Here is a 17,416-nt window from a genome sequence, read left to right as displayed (position 1 = left end):
GGAAAGCGGTGGACAGGCGGTGAACGGTTGACCAGCGGACTCTCAGGCGTTAGCGGCGTCCGGGGCGGCCTCGGCGAAGCGGAGCTGGTTCCCGAACGGATCGATCAGATCGAGAGCGAAGCCGAACGGCGATCGCGTGATCCGTGGGTTGAGGTACGGGTACTCCTTCGAGTCGAGCTCGGCGTGCAGCTCGCGCACCCCGCGGAGGGCCACGTGCACCGCCGCTCCGGGGCTCCCGTCGCGGTGGTGCTCGCTGAGGTGCAGCCGCAGACCCGACCTCGAGACCTGCAGGTAGAGCGGTGCGTCGCGCGAGGCGCGGTGCTCCCAGTCGACCGTGAAGCCGAGGTAGTCGACGTAGAACTCGCCCGCCTTGGCGACGGAGAAGATCCTCAGGATCGGCACAGCCGCCTCCAGCCGGACCGCTTCTAGGCGCGGAACGTCGCCTCCGGTCGGATGGTCTCTGGCGCGTCGTCTCGTCTCCACGCCACGAGGCTAGCCGCCTGCGCGAGGGCCCTTCGCCAGCGGCGTCGGTCGACGAGGTCGCGCTCAGTCGACGAGGTCCAGGGCGCGCAGCCGCTCGAGCGTGTCGACCCCGGCCGGCGGGCAGCGGTGCGCATCGGCGCCGGTGATCCAGTGCAGCGCGTCGATCTCGCCGCTCGCGCGCGGTTCGCCGGCGAGCTCCGCGGCGAAGACCGTCATGTGCACCTCCCGCCCCTCCGGCTCGCCGTGCGCCTGGGTGCGGACGGTGAAGAGCTCGCGCAGGGCCGTGGGCGCGGTGCCGAGCTCCTCCTCCGTCTCGCGCGCCGCCGCCTCGGCGCTCGTCTCGCCCGGGTCGACCTTGCCGCCGGGGAGGTAGACGACGTCGCGCCCGCGAGCCGTCACCATCAGCACGCGGCGCTCGCGCAGGACGGCGACCGCGGAGACGATGAGGGGAGGGAGGCTGCTCATCCCGCCATCATGCCCGCGGACGGACCCCGCCCGCGGTCGGCCGCCGGGGCCCGCGGCTACCATGGACGCACACCAGAAGGACGCGCGCAGCCGGCGCGCGCCAGGGCCCCGTGCGCCCGAACAGCTAGGAGCTCCCCGTGGCAGAACCCACCACCCTCGACAAGGTCGTCACCCTCGCCCAGCACCGGGGGTTCGTCTTCCCCTCGGGCGAGATCTACGGAGGCACCCGCTCCGCCTGGGACTACGGCCCCCTCGGCGTCGAGCTCAAGGAGAACATCAAGCGCCAGTGGTGGAAGGCGTTCGTGCAGGGCCGCGGCGACGTCGTCGGCCTCGACTCGGCCGTGATCCTGCCGACCGCGATCTGGAGCGCCTCCGGTCACGTCGGCGTCTTCTCCGATCCGCTGACCGAGTCGCTGATCACGCACAAGCGCTACCGCGCCGACCACCTCTTCGAGAAGTACGAGGAGGTCAACGGGCACGCGCCCGAGAACGGCCTCGCCGACATCCCGGACCCGGAGCACCCCGACAAGATCGGCCAGTGGACCGAGATCAAGCAGTTCTCCGGGCTGATGAAGACCTACCTCGGCGTCGTCGACGACGAGTCGGGGCTGCACTACCTCCGCCCCGAGACGGCGCAGGGCATCTTCACCAACTTCGCCAACGTGCTGCAGAGCGCGCGGAAGAAGCCGCCGTTCGGCATCGGCCAGATCGGCAAGGCGTTCCGCAACGAGATCACCCCCGGCAACTTCATCTTCCGCACCCGCGAGTTCGAGCAGATGGAGCTCGAGTTCTTCGTCGAGCCCGGCACGGACGAGGAATGGCAGGAGACCTGGATGCAGCTGGCCTGGGACTGGTTCGTCGACCTCGGGATCTCGCCGGAGAACATCCGCCAGTTCGAGCACCCGAAGGACAAGCTCTCCCACTACTCCAAGCGCACCGTCGACATCGAGTACCGCTTCAGCTTCGCGTCGGGCGAGTGGGGCGAGCTGATGGGGGTCGCGAACCGCACGGACTTCGACCTCAAGACGCACATGGAGCACTCCGGCAAGGACCTCTCCTTCTTCGACCAGACGAAGAACGAGCGCTTCGTGCCGTTCGTGATCGAGCCGTCCTTCGGCCTGACCCGCGCGCTGATGGCGTTCCTCGTCGACGCCTACGAGGAGCAGGAGCTGCCGCCGAACGCGAAGGGCAAGGTCGAGACGCGCACCGTGCTGCACCTCGACCCGCGTCTCGCGCCGGTGAAGGTCGCCGTGCTGCCGCTCTCGCGCAACGAGGCGCTCTCGCCGCTCGCCCGCGAGGTCGCCGACCGGCTCCGCGCGCTCTGGAACGTCGACTTCGACGACTCCGGCGCGATCGGTCGACGCTACCGCCGCCAGGACGAGATCGGCACGCCCTACTGCGTGACCATCGACTTCGACTCGCTCGAGGACAACGCGGTGACCGTGCGCGACCGCGACACCATGAAGCAGGAGCGCATCCCGCTCGACCAGCTGGAGACCCACCTCTTCACGGGCCTGCGCGGCGCCTGACCCTTCCTGGATCTCGATACGCCCGCTCCGCGGGCTACTCGATCAGCGGAGGATCGTGCTGGTCGAGTAGCCCCGCAGGGGCGTATCGAGACGCGGAGGGCGTCAGCGCTCGCGGGCGAGGAGGGCGTAGACGAGGGTCGAGGTCCACTCGCCCTTGCAGAACTCGTCGTCGAGGTGATGCGCCTCGAGGCGCAGACCGAGTCGCTCGCAGAGGCGGGCGGAGGCGGTGTTGCGCGCGTCGAGCTGCGCGACGATCCGGTGGGCGCCGAGCCGGTCGAAGGCCAGCTCGATCAGGGCGCGGGCGGCCTCCGTCGCGAGGCCCCGACCCTGCGCCTCCGGGTGCAGGACCCAGCCGATCTCGACGCCGGCCTGCTCCGTCGAGGTCGCGATCAGCGTGAGATCCCCGACCACCCGGCCGGCGAACGGCCCGGAACGCGGCACGATCGCGAGCACGACGACGTCGCCGTCGGCCGCGAGCCGGTCCGACGGCAGCCGGACGGCCAGGTGCGCGCGCGACTCCTCGGGGGTCCGCACCGGCCAGCGCAGATAGCGGACGGCCTCCGGATCGCCCTGGTAGCGGGCGTGGTCCTCGGCGTCGTCGAGCGAGAGCGGACGCAGCAGCAGCCGCTCCGTCTCGATCGGCTCCGCCTCGTACGGGAGCCGGAGCGGCGTCACGCCGAGGCCGCGGACGCGTCGCCGGCCTCGAGCGGGCGGGCGGCGGTGCGCTCGGCCGGCACCTCGATGCCGAACAGCGCCTCGAGGCCGGTGAGGTACGCCTCCTGCTCGCCGGCGCGGGCGTAGTCCCGGGCGCGGACGCTCGGGGTGTGCAGCAGCACGCCGGCCAGGTGCCGCAGCGCCTGCTCGGTGCGGCCGTCCTCGTCGCCGCGCGAACGGGCGCGCTCGATCTCGGCGTCGAGCGCATCGAAGACGTGGGCGCGGAGGGCGACCACGGCGGGGGTGAGGCTCTTCTCGTCGGCGACGTCGGAGAACTTGCGGACGGCCTTGTCGACCAGGGCGCGCGCCTGGGTCGACGCGTCGAGCACGTCGAGCGGGGCGTGCAGGCTGATCGTCTCGAGGTCGAGCAGCTCGACGCCGGTCACGGTGGTGACGTCGGCGGCGACGTTGCGGGGGAGGCCGAGGTCGATGACCAGCTGGCGCTCGCGGGAGAAGCCGCGCAGGCGTCCCTCCGCGAGGATCGCCGCGTCGAGGACGGGCTCCTGGGTGGTGGTGCAGGTGATGACGACGTCGGCGGCCACGGCCTCGGTCGCCAGCTCGGCGCCGTCGATCGGGCGGAGCGCACGGCGGGTCGCGAAGCCCTCGGCACGGCCGGAGGGGGAGTGGACGGCGATCTCGAGCACGCCGCGGTCGCGCAGCGCGGCGACGGTCGCGCGGGCGTAGCTGCCGGTGCCGATCAGCAGCACCCGGGCGGCGCGCCAGTCGGTGATGCGGCTGGAGGCGAGGTCGAGGGCGAGGCGCACGATCGAGCGGCCGGCGCTGCCGAGGCCGGTGCGGTTCTTGATCCCGCGCGAGGTCTGCGAGGCGCGCTGGAAGAGGCGCTCGAGCTCGGAGGAGGTGGTGCCGAGGCGGCGGGCCTCCTCGAGCGAGCGGCGGACCTGGCCTGCGATCTCGCCCTCGCCGACGACGACGGACTCGAGCCCGCTGGAGACGGCGAAGAGGTGCTCGGCGACGCGGTCGCCCGAGACGACCGTGACGGAGCTGCGCAGCTCCTCCTGCTCGACGCCGGTCGCGGCGCTCACCGCGGCGGTGGCGGCCTCGACGGTCACGGCCTGCGCGGCGGTGAGCGGCTCGTCGATGTCGAGGTAGGCCTCGAAGCGGTTGCAGGTCGCGACGACCACGGCACCCGAGACGAAGTCGATGCCGTCCGAGAGCGCCGACGCGACGGCGGAGGAGTCGACGGAGAGCTTCTCGAGGAGATCGAAGCTGGCGTTCTTGTGCGACGCCGTCAGACACAGAAGCACCAGGGCAGTCTACCCGGGGCGTCCGGGGGTCGGCCGCGGTCCTGGGGAAGACTGCACGAATGCTCCCGGATCAGCGGGGCCTGGAATAATGCCGCGGTGACCTCCCCCATCGCCGGCCTGCTCGATCCGCTGCACCCGCTCGCCTCCGGGCGCACGGCCGACTCCTCCCTCCTGCGGGCCTACCGCTCCGATCGACCGGAGTCGACGCCCGTCTGGTTCATGCGCCAGGCCGGTCGCAGCCTGCCCGAGTACCGGGCGCTGCGCACCGACACCCAGATGCTCGACGCCTGCCTCGACCCGGCGCTCGCGAGCGAGATCACCCTGCAGCCGATCCGCCGTCACGGCGTGGACGCGGCGATCTTCTTCAGCGACATCGTCATCCCGCTGCGCCTCGCGGGCGTCGCGGTCGACATCGTCCCCGGGCGCGGACCCGTTCTCGAGAAGGCGGTGCGCACCGCCGCGGACGTCGACGAGCTGGTCGCGCTCGATCCGGCCCTGCTCGACGAGACGCTCGAGCCGATCCGCGAGGGCGTCCGCCGCACGGTCGAGGGTCTGCGGGAGATCGGCGAGGGCGGGACACCGCTGATCGGCTTCGCCGGCGCCCCCTTCACCCTCGCGGCCTACCTCGTGGAGGGCGGGCCGTCCAAGGACCACATCCGCGCCCGCACCCTGATGCACGCCGACCCCGAGGCCTGGGCCCGGCTGATGGAGTGGACCGCCGAGGTCACCGGCCGCTTCCTCCGCGCGCAGGTGCTGGCCGGGGCGAGCGCCGCGCAGCTCTTCGACTCCTGGGCCGGCGCGCTGTCCCTCGCCGACTACACGGCGCACGTGGCTCCCGCCTCCTCGCGGGCGCTGACCCACGTGCGCGACCTGGCCTACGACCACGGCGAGATCCGCCGGAACGTGCCGATCGTGCACTTCGGTGTCGGCACCGGCGAGCTGCTCGGCGCGATGCACGGGATCGGCGCGGACGTCGTCGGCGTCGACTACCGGATCCCGCTCGACGAGGCGAACCACCGGCTCGGCGGCTTCGTCCCGGTGCAGGGCAACGTCGACCCGGCGCTGCTCTCCGCCCCGTGGGAGGTGCTGGCCGCGCACGTCGACGACGTCCTCCGCCGCGGCACCAGCGCGCCGGCGCACGTGCTCAACCTCGGCCACGGCGTGCCGCCCGAGACCGACCCCGACGTGCTGACGCGCCTGGTCGCGCACGTGCACGCCTGGCGGCCATGACCGAGGGGAACAGCACCGAGGGGACCAGCACCGAGGGGCACGGCACCGGGGCCGGCGCCGACTACGACGTCGCGGTCGTCGGCGGGGGAGTGGCGGGGCTCGCCGCCGCCGCCGAGTGCCTGCGGATCGGCCTGCGCGTGGTGGTGCTCGAGGCGGGCGACGCGGTCGGCGGCTCGGTCGCCCCGCTCGAGATCGCCGGAGCCGTCCTCGACGCCGGCGCCGAGAGCTTCGCCACCCGCGGCGGTCACGTCGAGAAGGCGCTCGCCGCGCTCACCCTCGACGGCCGGCCGCTCGCCGAGTCGATCGTCGAGCCGCGGACCGGCGGCTCCTGGCTGCACCTCGCGGGCGGGCGCTCCGTCCCCTCGCCGCGCGCCGGGATCCTCGGCATCCCCGGCACCCCGCTCGCACCCGACGTCGTCCGCGCGATCGGCCGCCGCGGCGCCGCGCGCGCCTGGCTCGACGCCGTGATGCCGGTGCTGCGGATCGGCCGGGCCCACTCCCTCGCCGAGCTGGTGCGCACCCGGATGGGGCAGCGGGTCCTGGACGATCTCGTGGCGCCCGTCGTCTCCGGCGTCTACTCCAGCCGCCCCGAGGACATCGACGTCGACGCGGCGGCCCCCGGCCTGAACGGAGCGATCACCCGGGCGGGCTCGCTCGCCGGCGCGGTCGCCGCCCTGCGTGCGAACCTCCCGGCCGGCGTGGCCGTCCGCGGGATCGACGGCGGGATGCACCGGCTGGTCGCCGCGCTCGTCGAGCGGATCGACTACCTCTCCGGCGAGATCCGGGTGCGGACCGGCGTGACCCGGCTCGAGGGCGACGGCGAGCCGTTCCTGCTCACCCTCGGCGACGGCGCGGTGCTCAGCGCCCGCGCCGTCATCGTCGCGACGCCCGAGCGCGACGCGCGCGAGCTGCTCGCCGGGATCGTCCCCGCCGTGCGCGACGAGGCGGCCGAGGTGCTGCACGACTCCGTCGAGCTGGTCACCCTCGTCGTCGACGACGCCCGCCTGGACGCCGCCCCGCGCGGCTCCGGCGTGCTCGTCGCGCCGACCGCCCGGGACGTCACGGCGAAGGCGATCACCCACGCCACCGCGAAGTGGGCCTGGCTGGCGGCCGGCCTGCCCGCGGGACGGCACGTCCTCCGCCTCTCCTACGGGCGCCCGGGCGAGCATCCGCCGCTGGAGGGCGCGAGCGACGCCGAGGCGGCCGCGACCGCCCTGCGCGACGCGTCGATCCTGCTGGGGATCGAGCTCGACCCGGCGACCCTCGTCGACTCGGCACGCGTGCGCTGGGCGAACGTCCGCCCGGCCGCGGCGCTCGGCCGCCGCGCGCACCTGGAGGCCTTCCGTGCGGCGCTCGCCCCGGTCGCCGGGATCGCCGTCACCGGCACCTGGCTCGCGGGGACCGGGCTGGCCTCGGTGCTCCCGCACGCCGCCGAGACCGCCGCTCTTATCCGCCGCCGACTGGTGCGTCAAGGCGTCGGCATACCGCGCGAAGAATATGACGGCGACGGCTACTCTGGGTCGGAGGCTCCCGCATGACTGCGGCGTGCCCCGACACGAGTGGTCATCGACCGCGTGAACGAGCCGCGAGAGCGGCCCAGGACGAGGAGTAGGCGTGAAGGGCAAGATTCTTTTCGTGGCAGGAGCCGCAGCCGGCTACGTGCTGGGAGCGCGTGCCGGTCGCAAGCGGTACGAGCAGATCGCCTCGGCGGCGAACAAGTTCTGGAAGACGCAGCCCGTGCAGGACGTCGCGGGCGCCGTCGGCGGAGCGGCGAAGACGCAGCTCAGCACCGTCTCGGACAAGGCCTACGAGCTCGTCCGCACCGTCGTGGTGAAGGCGGTGTCCGGCGGCAAGAAGGCCCAGGGCGCCTCCTCGGCCGAGGCGACCGCCGCGGCCCGCTCGGCCGCGTCGAAGGTCGACGAGGCCGCCGCCGCGGCCGGCTCCGGAGGATCGACGTCGTCGTCCTCCACCAGCAAGGCGTAGTCCTCATCCCTCCGGGCCGTCCGTTCGGCCGAGGCCCGGCACGACCACCCTCCGAGGAGCCCCCGTGGTGAACGAACGCAATCCGAAGAACGCCCGATCGCTGGGCGAGCTGGTCAGCGACCTCCCCGGTCTCGTGATCGAGCTCGTCAAGGCCGAGATCGCGTCCCTCAAGAACGAGCTGTCCGGCAAGGCGAAGAGCGCCGGCCTCGCGGTCGCGCTGTTCGCGGTCGCGGCCTTCTTCCTCCTCACCGCGTGGGCGACCCTCGTCACCTTCGCGATCATCGGCATCGCCTCCTGGCTCCCCGCCTGGCTGTCGGCGCTGATCGTGACCGTGTTCTTCCTGCTCGTGGCGGTCGTGCTGATCCTGGTCGGCGTCAAGTCGATCAAGAAGGCCGTCCCGCCCGTTCCGCAGGACTCGATCGAGAGCATCAAGAAGGACGTCCAGGCGTTCAAGGGAGTCGGCAGCTATGACAACTGATCGCGCTGTATCCAGCACCACGCCCCGCTTCGTCGACCCGGCGGAGCTCCAGCCGAGCCAGCTGAAGGCCGACATCGAGCGCGCGCGCACCGAGCTCGCCGCGACGCTCGACGCGATCGAGTACAAGGTGAACGTCCCGCGCAAGGTGCGGAACGTCCAGCGGACGCTCGAGCGCAAGGTCTCCGTCGTGCGCAAGCACCACCCCGAGGCCCTGATCGCCGGTGCCGCCGGCGCGGCCGCCGCGGTCGGCCTCGTCGTCTGGGGCATCGTCCGCGCCGTCGTCGAGGACTGACTGCACCCGCGTCACCTCCTGGCGCGGAGGGGTCCGGATCGCTAGCGCTCCGGACCCCTCGGCGCCAGAGCCCCTCCCGCTTTTGTGCATCCGCACGAGCGGAGGGATGATGGATCAATGACCGATCAGACCGCCGACACGGCGGGTCCCGTTCAGTCCGCCCCCGACACGAGCGCCGCTCCGGCGCCGCAGCCCCCCGCCGATCAGGATCACTCCGATCAGGCCCTGGGATACACGCTCTGGGCGGTTCTCCGCAGGGATCCCTCACGTCCGTTCACCCTCTCCGCCGACGAGGCCGCCCAGGCGGCCGCCGGCTACGAGGACACCGTCGCGCGGCTCGCGGGCGAGGGCGTCACGGTGCGCGGCACCTACGACGTCTCGGCCCTGCGCGCCGACGCCGACATCATGCTCTGGCTCACCGGAGCCGCGCCCGAGGAGCTGCAGCGCGCCTACCGTGAGCTGCGCCGCACCGAGATGCTCTGCGCGCTGCTGCCCACCTGGAACGCGATGGGCGTGCACCGCGACGCCGAGTTCAGCGCGAACCACCTCCCCGCCTACATGCGCGGCAAGGCGCCCGCCCGCTGGCTGACGGTCTACCCGTTCGTCCGCTCCTACGAGTGGTACATCCTCCCCGAGGAGGAGCGCCGCACGATGCTCGCCCAGCACGGCCGTCAGGGCTCGCGCTTCCGCTCCGTGCTGACCAACACGGTGGCCTCGTTCTCGCTCGGCGACTACGAGTGGATCCTCGCGCTCGAGGACGAGGAGCTGGTCAACCTGGTCGACCTCATGCGCGATCTGCGAGCCACCGAGGCCCGCCGCCACGTGCGCGAGGAAGTCCCCTTCTACACCGGTCGGCGCATCGAGGCCGACCAGATCGCCGAGGTCCTCCGATGAGCAGCACGGTCCCCGCCCCCGAGGCGCGCGACTTCGCCGAACCCGTCCCCGAGGTCGCCGAGGGCGTCCTCGTCCGCGGTGCCACGCCGGCGGCGGCGTCCGGCCCCGAGCACGTCACCGAGCCGGTCGCCTACGACGCGATCCTGCTCGCCGGCTTCGGCGGCCCCGAGGGCCAGGACGACGTCATCCCGTTCCTGCGCAACGTCACCCGCGGCCGCGGCATCCCGGAGGAGCGCCTCGAGGAGGTCGCCCACCACTACCGCCACTTCGGCGGCGTCAGCCCGATCAACGCGCAGAACCGCGCGCTGAAGGCCGCCCTCGAGGCCGAGCTCGCGAACCGCGGCATCGACCTCCCGGTGCTCTGGGGCAACCGCAACTGGGCGCCCTACATGAGCGAGGCGGTGACGGAGGCGAAGGAGCGCGGCTTCTCGAACCTGATCGCCATCGCCACCAGCGCCTACTCCTCCTTCTCCTCCTGCCGGCAGTACCGCGAGGACTTCGCGGCCGCGCTCGACGCGACCGGCCTCGAGGGCGAGTTGCGGATCGACAAGGTCCGCCAGTTCTTCGACCACCCCGGCTTCGTCATGCCGTTCGTGAAGGCCGTCCACGACGGCCTCGACGAGCTGCGCTCGCGCCTGCCCGGGCTCGACGCGACCACCGAGGTCGAGGTGCTCTTCGCGACGCACTCGATCCCCTCCACCGACGCCGCGCGCAGCGGCCCGCACGAGCGGCACGAGGACGGCACCGTCGTCGACGTGCACCACTTCGGCGACGGCGGCGCCTACGAGGCGCAGCACCTCGCGGTCGCGGAGGTCGTGATGGCGGCCGCCGGCGCGGAGGACGTGCCGTGGCAGCTCGTCTACCAGTCGCGCTCCGGCCCGCCCACCCAGCCGTGGCTCGAGCCCGACATCAACGACGCGATCGCCGAGCTGTCCGCCAAGGGCCGCAGGGCGCTGGTGATCGTTCCGCTCGGCTTCGTCTCGGACCACATGGAGGTCATGTGGGACCTCGACAACGAGGCGCTCGAGACCTCGGAGGAGCACGGCCTCGTCGCCGTCCGCGTGGCGACGCCGGGCACCGACCCGGTCTACGTCTCCGGTCTCGTCGACCTGGTGATGGAGCGGGTCAACGGCACGCCCGTGGAGGACCGTCCGTCGATGACGGCGCTCGGACCCTGGTACGACGTCTGCCGTCCCGGCTGCTGCGAGAACGTGCGCGCGGGCTTCAAGCCGGCGCTGGCGGGGATCGCGCCGTGACGGGCGAGGTCGCCCTGTGACGGGGAGCATCGCCCCGTGAGCATCCGAGTCGGCACCCGCGCGAGCGCGCTCGCGGTGGCGCAGACCCGGATGACCGCCGATCGGATGGCGCAGGCCGCCGGCGTGCCCGTCGAGCTGGTGCGCATCGAGTCCGACGGCGACCGGATGCGCGGCTCGCTCGCCTCCCTCGGCGGCACCGGGGTCTTCGTGAGCGCGCTGCGCGACGCGCTGCTGGCCGGGCGCTGCGACGCGATCGTGCACTCGCTGAAGGATCTGCCGACGGCACCGGTCGAGGGCCTCGTCCTCGGCGCGGTGCCCGAGCGAGAGGATCCGCGCGACGCGCTCTGCGCCCGCGACGGCGCGACCCTCGCGACGCTGCCCCGCGGTGCGCGGGTCGGCACCGGGTCTCCGCGGCGTCGCGCGGCACTGCTCGCGGCGCGCCCCGACCTCGAGATCGTGGACATCCGCGGGAACATCGACACCCGGCTCGGCCGGGTGGCCGACGGGAGCTCGTCGCCGCTGGACGCGATCGTGCTCGCCCTGTCGGGGCTGCGGCGCCTCGGGCGCACCGACGCCGTCACCGAGGTGCTCGACTTCGGCGTCTCGCCGCACGCGCCCGGTCAGGGTGCGCTGGCGATCGAGGTCCGGGACGAGGAGCCGTCCGACGATCTGCGCGCGGCGCTCGCGGCCGTCGAGCACGGTCCCACCCGGGCGGCGATCACCGCCGAGCGGGCGCTGCTCGCCGTGCTCGAGGCGGGCTGCGCGGCGCCGATCGGCGCGAGCGCGACGGTCGAGGTCGGCCGTGTGGTGACGCGCGGCGTGGTCTTCGCGGTCGACGGCTCGGCGTCCCTCTCTCGGGAGGTGGCGGAGCCGATCGATAACGGTTCGGTCGACGGACCTCGACACCTGGCGGTTTCGCAGTATGGTGGTCGCGAACTGCCCGTCGTCGAAGCCGCGTTCCGTTGCGGCTCTCTGCTCGCTGACGCGCTTCTCGGTGCGGGTGCCGCCCAACTCGCACCTCTGGGAGCCTCTTCGTGATCGTGCCCGCCGCCTACTCCCAGTGGGAGAAGCCGTTGCAGGGCTGGCGTGTCCTCGTCCCCCGCGGAGGTCCGTGGGGCGACGGCGTCGCCGGTGCCCTGCGCGCGAAGGGAGCGTCGCCCGTCGTCGCGCCCATGATCAACTTCGCGCCGACCGACGACTTCCCGGCGCTCGAGCAGGCCCTGGCCGACCTCGAGGCCGGCGCCTTCGACTGGATGACGGTGACGAGCGCGACCACGGTCGACGTGCTGTCCCTGTTGCGCACCACCGTGCCCGCGGGGACGAAGGTCGCCGCCGTCGGCGAGACCACGGCCGCGGCGCTCGTGGCGGCCGGCTACTCCGTCGATCTCGTCCCGTCCGAGGACAACTCGGCGAAGGGCCTGCTCGCCGAGTGGGAGCAGGCGACCGGCGGGCAGCACCCGCTCCGGGTGCTCACGCTGCGCTCCGAGATCGCGAAGCCGCTGCTGACCGAGGGCCTGAAGCGCATCGGCCACGACGTCCGCTCGGTGGTCGCCTACCGCACCGTCGGCGTGCAGGTCGAGGACCGCGTCGTCGCCGATGTCGCGAGCGGCGCCGTCCACGCCATCCTGATCACCTCGGGGAGCGTGGCCGAGCAGGTGCAGAAGCAGCTCGGCCCGGTGCCCGAGTCGACGCTGGTCGCCGCGATCGGCCCGCAGACCGCGAAGGACGCGCGCGCCTTCGGCCTGCGCGTCGACGTCGTCGCCGACGAGCGCTCGGCCTCGTCCCTGATCGAGGCCGTCGCCGGCGTCGCCGCGGAGCGCGCGCCCCGCTGACCGGCGCTCTTCGCGCACAACATCAGCTGAGACGGGTGGGCCTCCGCTGACAGAGGAGGTACCCCCTTCTCAGCTGATGTTGTGCGGCCGTCGCTGGTCGAGGTGGACGCTCACCGGTGTTCGAGTGCCCGGCGCCTGCGCTGCGCTGCAGTCCACATGTGCTCGTTCCGGCGGATCATCTCGAAGAGGGCCGCTTCGGTGCGGGGCCAGTCGTCCATGATCTGGTGGTTGTCGAGCCGGATGCAGAGGTACTCCTGGCGGGCGAGTTCGAGGTCGCGCCGCCGGTCCTCGTGGAACTGCTCGATGCTGGAGTGGTAGCGGTAGCCGTCGGTCTCGAGGACCATCCGCTCACCGATCACCTCGTCCACACGGCCGACACGCGGGACGAGGACCTGCGGGCGGACCGGCACGTTGCGGCTGCGCATGCTCAAGCGGGTCTTCGTCTCGAGGCCGGACTGACTGCGGCCGTCGACGCGGGCGAAGACCTCCCGCTTCCCCGCCGGAGCGAGCGCGCGGAGCGTCGGCAGGTCGTCCTCAGCGAGCAGGCCCAGGTTGAGAGCCGAGTCGATCGTCACGACGGCGTCGTCCTCACCGATGCAGGTGATGAGATTCAGGACCGCCGCACCGATCCCGTCCTGCGAGAACGAGCGACGGCCCTGACCCGGCCATCGCCGCCAGTGGCCGACCGCCCCCGGACGCAGGGTATGGACGAAGGAGTCGCCGAGCGCGATGTGCAGGCCTGGCCGCTCGGTGGTCCAGAGCCCGAGAGCGTGCAGCAGAGAGACGCACGTGAGGACTCCGCCCGCACGCACGGCGGCCAGTTCGGCCTCGGGCGCTCCTGCCATCGCGTACCAGCCGCGCCGCACGCGGACGATCTCGCCCGTCGACAGGGCGCGCTCGACCGCGGACCGGTCCACGCCGGCGGCGCGAAAGGCGCTCGCGGGAGCGAACCCGCCGCCCGAGGCGGGGAGAGAGCCGACTCCGTCCATGGTGTCGACGGTGGCGGAACACCGCCTCGGGTGCGGGCGCTCGTCGGTGATCTGTACAGGAAGGACGACGAGACGATCCTGTGGAGGAGTGGATGTCGACGGTCAGGGGGCGCGACGCGAGCCCGGCTTAGGCTGGAGGCATGACCGCGATCCGCCCGCGGCGCCTCCGCACGACCCCGGCCCTGCGCCGGCTCGTGCGGGAGACGCGCGTCCACCCCGCCCAGCTCGTCCTCCCGCTCTTCGTCGCCGAGGGCATCACGGAACCTCAGCCGATCGGCTCGATGCCGGGGGTGTCGCACCACTCGCTGGACAGCGTCCGCCGCGCGGTGACCGAGGCGGCCGAGGCGGGGCTCGGCGGCGTCATGCTGTTCGGCGTGCCGACCACCCGCGACGCGGTGGGCTCCGGAGCGACCGATCCCGACGGCGTGCTCAACGCCGCCACGCGGGTCGTCGTCGAGGAGGTCGGCGACGCGCTCGTCGTGCAGACCGATCTCTGCCTCGACGAGTTCACCGACCACGGGCACTGCGGCGTGCTCGACGCGCACGGCCGGGTCGACAACGACGCGACGCTGCTCCGCTACGAGCAGATGGCGCTCGCGCAGGCCGAGGCCGGATCGCACCTGCTCGGCCTCTCCGGGATGATGGACGGCCAGGTCGGCGCGATCCGCGCGGCCCTCGACGGCGCCGGCCACCTCGACACCGCGATCCTCGCCTACTCCGCGAAGTACGCCTCCAGCTTCTACGGCCCCTTCCGCGAGGCCGTGCAGTCGACGCTCGAGGGCGACCGCCGCACCTACCAGCAGGACCCGGCGAACCGCCGCGAGGGGCTGCGCGAGGCGACGCTCGACCTCGCCGAGGGCGCGGACGTCGTGATGGTGAAGCCGGCGATGTCCTACCTCGACGTGCTCTCGGACGTCGCCGCGATCTCCGACGTGCCGGTCTGGGCGTACCAGGTGTCCGGCGAGTACGCGATGATCGAGGCCGCCGCTGCGAACGGCTGGATCGACCGCGAGGCCGCGATCGTGGAGTCGGTCACCGGCATCGTCCGCGCCGGCGCCGACGCCGTGCTCACCTACTGGGCCGTCGAGCTGGCGAACGATCTGCTGAAGTAGGCACATCCTCCGTGAAGGGTCCGCGCCGTATCGTGGTCGGGTGACTCCCACCGCGAACGACACCCTGTACGAGCGTGCCCGGCACGCGATCCCCGGCGGGGTGAACTCGCCGGTCCGCGCCTTCCGCTCGGTCGGCGGGACCCCGAGGTTCATGGTGTCGGCGACCGGCCCGTACATCACCGACGCCGACGGCCGCGAGTACGTCGACCTGGTCTGCTCCTGGGGTCCGGCCGTGCTCGGCCACGCCCACCCCGAGGTCGTCGCCGCCGTGCAGGAGGCGGCGGCCCGCGGGCTCTCCTTCGGCGCGTCGACCCCGGCCGAGACCGAGCTCGCCGAGCTGGTGGAGGCGCGGATCACGGCCGGCGGGGTCTCGCCGATCGAGAAGCTGCGCCTGGTCTCCACGGGCACCGAGGCGACGATGACCGCGATCCGCCTGGCCCGCGGGGTCACCGGCCGTGATCTGCTGATCAAGTTCTCCGGCCACTACCACGGCCACTCCGACGGCCTGCTCGCCGACGCCGGCTCCGGCCTGGCGACGCTCGCCCTGCCCGCCTCCGCCGGCGTCACCGCGGCCACCGCGGCGCAGACGATCGTGCTGCCCTACAACGACCTCGACGCGGTGCGCGCGGTCCTCGCCGAGCGCGGCTCCGAGATCGCCGCGGTGATCACCGAGGCGGCCGCGGCGAACATGGGTGTCGTCCCGCCCGCGCCGGGCTTCAACGCGGCACTCGCCGAGCTCGTGCACGCCAACGGCTCGCTGCTGATCATGGACGAGGTGCTGACCGGCTTCCGCGTGAGCGCCGGCGGCTGGTGGGGGCTCGAGAACGCGGGCGCCGGTGCCGATGGCGCCGAGGCGCACTACGTCGCCGACCTCTACACCTTCGGCAAGGTCATCGGCGGCGGCATGCCGGTCGCGGCGCTCGGCGGCCGCGCGGACGTGATGGACCACCTGGCCCCGCTCGGGCCGGTGTACCAGGCGGGCACGCTCTCCGGGAACCCGGTCGCCGTGGCCGCCGGCATCCGCACCCTGCAGCTCGCCGACGACGCCGTCTACGCCTCGCTCGACCGCACCGCCGTGACGCTGCAGCGCGAGGTCTCGGCCGCGCTCTCGGCGGAGGGCGTCGTGCACACGGTGCAGAGCGCGGGCAGCCTCTTCAGCTTCATGTTCACCGACATCGGTGGACCGGTGCGCGACTACGCCCAGGTCCAGGCGCAGGAGTCGTTCCGCTACCCGGCCTTCTTCCACGCGATGCTCGACGCGGGCGTCTCGCTGCCGCCGTCGGTGTTCGAGGCGTGGTTCGTCTCGGCCGCGCACGACGACGCGGCGATCGGCCGGATCGTCGACGCGCTGCCGGCCGCCGCGAAGGCCGCGGCGGCGGCGCGCCCGCAGGAGTAGGCGGTCGCGCCGGGGATCAGCCCCGGCGCGACACCGACTTCGGCAGCACGAAGACGAGCGCGAAGGCGGCGATCGCCATCAGCGCGCTGACCAGCATCGCCGGGGCCGCGGCGTCGAGGAAGCCCGAGGCGACGGTGTCCGGGCCGGTGATGACCAGGCCGCCGAAGAGGATGCTGCCGATCGCGGCGATGCCGACCGCCGAGCCGATCCGCTGGATCGCGGAGATGACGCCACTGGCCGCGCCCGCGTCCTGCGGGTCGACCGTCGAGACGATGAACTGCACGTTCGGCGCGATGAAGAAGCCGTTGCCGACGCCGGCGATGAACAGCGGCGCGAGCAGCTGCCAGTTGGTGATCGAGTCCGGCGTCGCGGTCAGCAGCACCAGCCACACCCAGATCAGGCCGACGGCGAGCAGTCCGCTGCCGAGCACCAGGACGTTGCGGCCGAGCTTCGCGGTGAGGCGGTTGCTCTGCGAGGAGCTGACGATGCTGCCGATCGCGAAGGGGATCGAGACGAGGCCCGACTCCAGCGCGGTGTGGCCGAGGCCGGATTGCCAGAGCAGCGAGATGGTGAAGAAGATGCTCGTGAAGGCCGCGAAGTAGACCAGCGCCAGGATCACGCCGCCGGTGAAGGCGGGGTGGCGGAACAGGGTCGGCGGAACGAGGGGCGCGCGGCCGCGGCGGGTGTACGCGACCTCCCAGGCGCCGAACGCGGCGAGGAGGATCACGCCGCCGGCGATCGAGAGGAAGGTCCAGAGCGGCCAGCCCTCGTCCTCGCCCTGGATCAGCGGCACGAGCAGCGCGACGAGCCCGCCCGAGACGAGGATCAGCCCGAGCCAGTCGACGCCGCCGCTCGGGGCGCGGTCGCCGTCCTGGAGCTCGCGGCGGGTCGGCAGCAGCATCGCGGCGGCGATGAGCGTCGCGACGCCGATCGGCAGGTTGACCCAGAAGACCAGGCGCCAGCCGTTCTCGTCGCCGAAGGCCTGGATGATGAGTCCGCCGATGATCGGGCCGAGCGCCGACGAGACGCCGAGGACGGCGCCCATCACCGCGAACGCCTTGCCGCGGGCGGGGCCGCGGAAGAGGATCTGGATGTAGGCGTTGACCGCCGGGACGAAGATCCCGCCCGCGAGGCCCTGCACGACGCGCGCGATGACGAGCTGGACGTCGTCGGCGGCCAGGCCGCAGGCGAAGCTCGCGACGGTGAACAGCGCCACGCCGCTGACGAAGACCCACTTGTGCCCGAAGCGGTCGCCGAGGCGGCCGGCCGGGATCAGCGCGAGGCCGAAGGCGAGCGCGTAGCCCGAGATGATCCAGGAGAGCGTCGACTCGGAGGCGTCGAGGGTGGTGCGGATCGTCGGCAGGGCGACGTTGACGATGGTGGTGTCGAGCAGGGCGATGAACATGCCCGCCAGGAGGACCACGAGGGAGCGCCAGGCGCGGCGGTCGGGGGCCGGCGGGGCGCCGGTCACGCGGTCGGACGACGTCTCGGTCATGCG

The 17,416-nt window shown here is 73.0% G+C and carries 18 protein-coding genes; 12 read left to right on the top strand and 6 right to left on the bottom strand.

The window, feature by feature from the left end; genetic code table 11:
- Positions 1–42: 42 nt before the first annotated feature.
- Together EDF43_RS00795 and EDF43_RS00790 are read right to left on the bottom strand one after the other, a co-directional pair.
- Complete coding sequence (locus EDF43_RS00795; protein ID WP_260300714.1) at positions 43–483, bottom strand: glyoxalase superfamily protein; 441 nt, start codon at positions 481–483, stop codon at positions 43–45.
- 63 nt (positions 484–546) lie between these two features.
- Positions 547–948, bottom strand: a complete 402-nt coding sequence (locus EDF43_RS00790) for an NUDIX domain-containing protein (RefSeq protein ID WP_123701781.1) — start codon at positions 946–948, stop codon at positions 547–549.
- Positions 949–1,085: 137 nt separating this feature from the next.
- Between EDF43_RS00790 and EDF43_RS00785 the strand changes: the two genes are divergently transcribed.
- On the top strand, positions 1,086–2,477 hold the full coding sequence (locus EDF43_RS00785; protein ID WP_123444868.1) for a glycine--tRNA ligase: 1,392 nt from the start codon (positions 1,086–1,088) through the stop codon (positions 2,475–2,477).
- A gap of 102 nt (positions 2,478–2,579) precedes the next feature.
- Here EDF43_RS00785 and EDF43_RS00780 read toward each other — a convergent pair whose 3' ends face one another.
- Together EDF43_RS00780 and EDF43_RS00775 are read right to left on the bottom strand one after the other, a co-directional pair.
- Positions 2,580–3,152, bottom strand: coding sequence for a GNAT family protein (locus EDF43_RS00780; RefSeq protein WP_243646197.1), 573 nt, complete (start codon positions 3,150–3,152; stop codon positions 2,580–2,582).
- Complete coding sequence (locus EDF43_RS00775) at positions 3,149–4,456, bottom strand: glutamyl-tRNA reductase (RefSeq protein ID WP_132434836.1); 1,308 nt, start codon at positions 4,454–4,456, stop codon at positions 3,149–3,151. Before EDF43_RS00775 ends, EDF43_RS00780 begins: the two co-directional genes overlap by 4 nt.
- Positions 4,457–4,552: 96 nt before the next feature.
- Between EDF43_RS00775 and hemE the strand changes: the two genes are divergently transcribed.
- From hemE to EDF43_RS00730, 9 genes are all read left to right on the top strand, one after another.
- Positions 4,553–5,686 carry a uroporphyrinogen decarboxylase gene (gene hemE / locus EDF43_RS00770; RefSeq protein ID WP_243646196.1) on the top strand — a complete coding sequence of 378 codons (1,134 nt, stop codon included), beginning with the start codon at positions 4,553–4,555 and terminating at the stop codon, positions 5,684–5,686.
- Positions 5,683–7,224 carry an FAD-dependent oxidoreductase gene (locus tag EDF43_RS00765; RefSeq protein ID WP_132434834.1) on the top strand — a complete coding sequence of 514 codons (1,542 nt, stop codon included), beginning with the start codon at positions 5,683–5,685 and terminating at the stop codon, positions 7,222–7,224. Before hemE ends, EDF43_RS00765 begins: the two co-directional genes overlap by 4 nt.
- 97 nt (positions 7,225–7,321) lie before the next feature.
- Positions 7,322–7,669: a YtxH domain-containing protein gene (locus EDF43_RS00760; RefSeq protein ID WP_185020070.1), complete on the top strand. Its 348-nt coding sequence runs from the start codon at positions 7,322–7,324 to the stop codon at positions 7,667–7,669.
- A gap of 64 nt (positions 7,670–7,733) precedes the next feature.
- The gene (locus EDF43_RS00755) at positions 7,734–8,147 is read left to right on the top strand and encodes a phage holin family protein (RefSeq protein WP_123733381.1); all 414 of its coding nucleotides are present in this window, start codon (positions 7,734–7,736) and stop codon (positions 8,145–8,147) included.
- Positions 8,137–8,439, top strand: coding sequence for a DUF3618 domain-containing protein (locus tag EDF43_RS00750; RefSeq protein WP_123444872.1), 303 nt, complete (start codon positions 8,137–8,139; stop codon positions 8,437–8,439). The genes EDF43_RS00755 and EDF43_RS00750 overlap by 11 nt, the downstream gene beginning before the upstream one ends.
- Positions 8,440–8,556: 117 nt before the next feature.
- A complete protein-coding gene (gene hemQ / locus EDF43_RS00745) occupies positions 8,557–9,333 on the top strand; it encodes a hydrogen peroxide-dependent heme synthase (RefSeq protein WP_132434832.1) in 777 nt (258 codons plus the stop codon).
- Positions 9,330–10,589, top strand: a complete 1,260-nt coding sequence (locus tag EDF43_RS00740) for a ferrochelatase (RefSeq protein WP_132434830.1) — start codon at positions 9,330–9,332, stop codon at positions 10,587–10,589. The genes hemQ and EDF43_RS00740 overlap by 4 nt, the downstream gene beginning before the upstream one ends.
- Positions 10,590–10,625: 36 nt before the next feature.
- The gene (gene hemC / locus EDF43_RS00735; protein ID WP_132434828.1) at positions 10,626–11,627 is read left to right on the top strand and encodes a hydroxymethylbilane synthase; all 1,002 of its coding nucleotides are present in this window, start codon (positions 10,626–10,628) and stop codon (positions 11,625–11,627) included.
- On the top strand, positions 11,627–12,421 hold the full coding sequence (locus EDF43_RS00730) for a uroporphyrinogen-III synthase (protein WP_132435642.1): 795 nt from the start codon (positions 11,627–11,629) through the stop codon (positions 12,419–12,421). Before hemC ends, EDF43_RS00730 begins: the two co-directional genes overlap by 1 nt.
- 110 nt (positions 12,422–12,531) lie before the next feature.
- Here the strand turns inward: EDF43_RS00730 and EDF43_RS00725 are convergent, their stop codons facing one another.
- Positions 12,532–13,338 (bottom strand): hypothetical protein, encoded by an 807-nt coding sequence (locus tag EDF43_RS00725; protein ID WP_132434826.1) that lies wholly within the window; start codon positions 13,336–13,338, stop codon positions 12,532–12,534.
- 212 nt (positions 13,339–13,550) lie between these two features.
- On the opposite strand from EDF43_RS00725, the gene hemB reads away from it, so the two are divergent.
- Together hemB and hemL are read left to right on the top strand one after the other, a co-directional pair.
- Positions 13,551–14,522, top strand: a complete 972-nt coding sequence (gene hemB, locus EDF43_RS00720; protein WP_123444876.1) for a porphobilinogen synthase — start codon at positions 13,551–13,553, stop codon at positions 14,520–14,522.
- A 40-nt stretch (positions 14,523–14,562) separates the two neighbouring features.
- A complete protein-coding gene (gene hemL / locus EDF43_RS00715) occupies positions 14,563–15,918 on the top strand; it encodes a glutamate-1-semialdehyde 2,1-aminomutase (protein WP_207901592.1) in 1,356 nt (451 codons plus the stop codon).
- 16 nt (positions 15,919–15,934) lie between these two features.
- On the opposite strand, the gene EDF43_RS00710 is transcribed toward hemL, so the two are convergent.
- The gene (locus EDF43_RS00710; protein WP_123701800.1) at positions 15,935–17,413 is read right to left on the bottom strand and encodes an MFS transporter; all 1,479 of its coding nucleotides are present in this window, start codon (positions 17,411–17,413) and stop codon (positions 15,935–15,937) included.
- Positions 17,414–17,416 lie beyond the last annotated feature (3 nt).

Source organism: Rathayibacter sp. PhB179, assembly GCF_004345345.1.
Taxonomy (GTDB): Bacteria; Actinomycetota; Actinomycetes; order Actinomycetales; family Microbacteriaceae; genus Rathayibacter; species Rathayibacter festucae.
Note: the sequence above shows the minus strand (reverse complement) of the source record. Positions and strands in the feature narration are given on the sequence as shown.